Below are 4,127 nucleotides of genomic sequence, written 5' to 3'. Positions count from 1 at the left end.
GGCTTGCGCCGCTCCTACGTCGGCCCCGTGTAGGAGCGGCGCAAGCCGCGATCTCCTCCGCTCCCCCCACTCGGGCGCCAACGCCGCCCGCGCCGACGCTCCCGCGCGCCCCCTACCTGCCCGCCGCTCGCCCGGCGTCCCGCCATGGACTACATCCTCAGCATCCTCGGCCCGCTCGCCGAGGGCTCGCTGGTCACGCTGCAGCTCTTCCTGATCACCCTGCTGCTGGCCGTGCCGCTCGGCCTGGCGCTGGCGCTGGTGCGCATCTCGCGCTTCCGCGTCGCCAGCCAGGCGGTCAACGCCTACATCTGGCTGATGCGCGGCACGCCGCTGATGCTGCAGATGCTGTTCATCTACTATGCGCTGCCCTTCGTGCCGGGGATCGGCATCCGCCTGCCCGACTTCCCGGCGGCGATCGTGGCCTTCGCGCTCAACTACGCGGCCTACTTCGCCGAGATCTTCCGCGCCGGCATCCAGTCGATCGACCGCGGCCAGTACGAGGGCGCCAAGGTGCTCGGCTTCTCCTACGGCCAGACCATGCGCCGCATCGTGCTGCCGCAGGTGGTCAAGCGCATCCTGCCGCCGATGAGCAACGAGACCATCACCCTGGTCAAGGACACCTCGCTGATCTACGTGCTCGCGCTCAACGACCTGCTGCGCGCCGCGCGCGGCATCGTGCAGCGCGACTTCACGATCACCCCCTTCATCGTCGCCGCCGCCTTCTACCTGATCATGACGCTGGTGCTGACCTGGCTCTTCCAGCGCCTGGAGAAACGCCATGCCGTCTATGACTGAGGCCGCCGCGATGACGGGGCCGATGACGAGCCCGATGATCCTCGCCGACGGCATCCGCAAGCGCTTCGGCGCCAACGAGGTGCTCAAGGGCGTGTCGCTGACGCTCGCCAAGGGCGAGGTGGTGGCGGTGATCGGGCCTTCGGGCTCGGGCAAGAGCACCTTCCTGCGCTGCCTCAACCATCTGGAAACGATCGACGCCGGGCGCATCGTCATCGAGGGCGACGTCCTCGCCGACAACGACACCGGCGGCCGCGCGCGCTACGTCGCCGACGCCGAGGTGCGCCGCATCTGCGCGCGCATGGGCATGGTGTTCCAGCACTTCAACCTGTTCCCCCACCTCACCGTGCTGGAGAACGTGATCGAGGCCCCGATCACGGTGAAGGGCCTGAAGCGCGAGGCCATCCTGCCCAAGGCCGAAGCGCTGCTGCGCAAGGTCGGCCTCTTCGACAAGCGCGACGCCTACCCCTCGCGCCTGTCCGGCGGACAGAAGCAGCGCGTGGCGATCGCACGCGCGCTGGCGATGGAGCCCGACATCATGCTCTTCGACGAGCCCACCTCGGCGCTCGACCCCGAGCTCACCGGCGAGGTGCTGCGCACCATGCGCCAGCTCGCCGACGAGCACATGACCATGCTGGTGGTGACGCACGAGATGGGCTTCGCCCGCGAGGTCGCCAGCCGGGTGGTGTTCATGGACGGCGGCGAGCTCATCGAGTCGCGCCCCGCGGCCGAGTTCTTCGCCAACCCGCAGCATCCACGCACGCGCGCCTTCCTCGACAGCATGCTGTAGCAGGCGGGCGTCGGCCGACACGGCGCGGGTGGAACGGGGAATCGCGACTCGCGTCGCTCCCACCGAAAACCGGGCGATGCGCTTGGGGACACGACCGTAGGAGCGACGCGAGTCGCGATTGCAGCCTCCTTCCCCCGCCAACGCCCGTCGCAGTCGGACGACTCGATCGCGGCTTGCGCCGCTCCTACAGGTCCCGGATCGCGTCGGGGTGATTTTCGTGGGAGCGACGCGAGTCGCGATTGCAGCCTCCTTCCCCCGCCAACGCCCGTCGCAGTCGGACGACCCGATCGCGACTCGCGTCGCTCCTACAGGCCCCGGATCGCGTCGGGGCGGTTTTCGTGGGAGCGACGCAAGTCGCGATTGCAGCCTCCTTCCCCCGCCAACGCCCGTCGCAGTCGGACGACCCGATCGCGACTCGCGTCGCTCCTACGGGCCCCGGATCGCGTCGGGGTCGTTTTCGTGGGAGCGACGCAAGTCGCGATCGGCCAGGGCACCGGGTACCTCGACAAGACCCGCCGCGTGCACGCGGCCGGGAGTTTGCTGCACTGCGATGGTGCCCGTCTTCCGGGTACTGCATCGGCGCGGGGCGCGGCATCGCCGACAAAGGCGCGCTGCAGGGACGCCAGGAGAGCGGGTACAAGATCCGTCGGCGTGCCACGAGCGCATCAACGGCGCGGATTTAGGCCGCGTCCCACACTCCGTCCAGCGATTTTCCGACAACTTGGCACGCCCCTTGCAGAGGGTTCATCGACGCAGCCTGCGCTGCGCTCGACTTCCACCCACTGCAAGAGGTCCGTCCATGAACCGTCGCAACTTCGTCAAAGCCCTCACGCTTTCGGCTTCCATCGCCGCGATCGGCCTGCCCGCCGGCGCGCACGCCGCCGACACCATCAAGGTCGGCATCCTGCATTCGCTGTCGGGCACGATGGCGATCTCCGAGACCGCGCTCAAGAACGTGGCGCTGATGACCATCGAGGAGATCAACGCCGGCGGCGGCGTGCTCGGCAGGAAGCTCGAGCCGGTGGTGGTCGACCCGGCCTCGAACTGGCCGCTGTTCGCCGAGCGCGCACGCCAGCTGCTGGCGCAGGACAAGGTCGCGGCGGTGTTCGGCTGCTGGACCTCGGTGTCGCGCAAGTCGGTGCTGCCGGTGTTCAAGGAGCTCAACGGCCTGCTCTTCTACCCGGTGCAGTACGAGGGCGAGGAGCTCGAGAAGAACGTCTTCTACACCGGCGCCGCGCCCAACCAGCAGGCGATTCCCGCGGTCGAGTACCTGATGAGCGAGGAAGGCGGCGGCGCGAAGCGCTTCGTGCTGCTCGGCACCGACTACGTGTATCCGCGCACGACCAACAAGATCCTGCGCGCCTTCCTGAAGAGCAAGGGGGTGAGCGATGCGGACATCCTGGAGGACTACACGCCCTTCGGCCACGCCGACTACCAGACCATCATCGCGCGCATCAAGCAGTTCGCCTCCGAGGGCAAGAAGACGGCCGTGGTGTCGACCATCAACGGCGACTCCAACGTGCCCTTCTACAAGGAACTGGGCAACGCCGGACTGAAGGCGACGGACGTGCCGGTGGTGGCCTTCTCCGTCGGTGAGGAGGAGCTGCGCGGCGTCGACACCAAGCCCCTGCTCGGCCACCTCGCGGCGTGGAACTACTTCATGTCGGTCGACAACCCGCAGAACAAGGCCTTCATCGACAAGTACCGCGCGTGGGCGAAGAAGAACGGCGTGCCCAACGCCGACACCGTGGTCACCAACGACCCGATGGAGGCCACCTACGTCGGCCTGCACATGTGGAAGCAGGCGGTCGAGAAGGCCGCCAGCACGGACGTCGACAAGGTCATCGCGGCGATGGGCGGGCAGAGCTTCAAGGCGCCGTCGGGCTTCACGCTGACCATGGACGCGACCAACCACCACCTGCACAAGCCGGTGCTGATCGGCGAGGTGCGCGCGGACGGCCAGTTCGACGTGGTATGGCAGACGAAGGGACCGATCCGCGCCCAGCCGTGGAGCCCGTTCATCGAGGGCAACGAGGGCAAGCAGGGGCTGTGATCGTCCAGAAGATCGGGGTCCGACCCCGATTTTCGCCGCCGGTCCGGAGCGCGGCGGTTCTCCTGCAGGAGCGGCGCAAGCCGCGAGCCTCTTGCGGCGAGATCCCGCACGCCCCCTTGGCCCCACGCCTGCCGAACCGCCCGCCGCCCCAGCCGTTTCCCCGCAACTGAAGATGGAGCCGACGATGTTCGGACCGACAAGACGACCATGGCTTCTCGCCGCCGTGCTGTGCGTGCTGACGGCGCTCGCCGCGCTGCCGGCGCGGGCGGCGCTCGACCCCGCGCTGGTGCGCGGACTGGGCGGTGACTTCAACGCCCGCGTCGCCGCGATCGACGCGCTCGGCGTCTCCGGCGGCGACGAAGCCGCGGCGCTGCTGGACGCGCTCGAAAGCGGGCGACTCGGCACGCTCGACGGCCGGGTGGTGATCGTCGCGCCCGACGGGCTGCGCGACGCCGCCAGCGGCGAGGCGCTCGCCGCCGAGGCCGGGGCCGC

3 protein-coding genes and 1 pseudogene are annotated in these 4,127 nt (G+C 69.1%); all 4 read left to right on the top strand.

All coding sequences use genetic code 11. The features are described 5' to 3' along the window. Positions 1-144: 144 nt before the first annotated feature. Positions 145-795, top strand: a complete 651-nt coding sequence (locus C665_RS18760; protein ID WP_004326833.1) for an amino acid ABC transporter permease — start codon at positions 145-147, stop codon at positions 793-795. Positions 796-829: 34 nt separating this feature from the next. Further along, on the top strand, positions 830-1,582 hold the full coding sequence (locus C665_RS18755; protein ID WP_004326831.1) for an amino acid ABC transporter ATP-binding protein: 753 nt from the start codon (positions 830-832) through the stop codon (positions 1,580-1,582). A 799-nt stretch (positions 1,583-2,381) separates the two neighbouring features. Further along, a complete protein-coding gene (gene urtA, locus C665_RS18750) occupies positions 2,382-3,635 on the top strand; it encodes an urea ABC transporter substrate-binding protein (RefSeq protein WP_004326830.1) in 1,254 nt (417 codons plus the stop codon). Between the two features lie 184 nt (positions 3,636-3,819). Beyond that, positions 3,820-4,127: pseudogene (locus C665_RS18745) on the top strand (urea ABC transporter permease subunit UrtB); the annotation flags it as partial.

Source organism: Thauera aminoaromatica S2 (genome assembly GCF_000310185.1).
Lineage (GTDB): Bacteria > Pseudomonadota > Gammaproteobacteria > Burkholderiales > Rhodocyclaceae > Thauera > Thauera aminoaromatica.
This window is presented reverse-complemented; position numbering and strand designations above follow the sequence as displayed.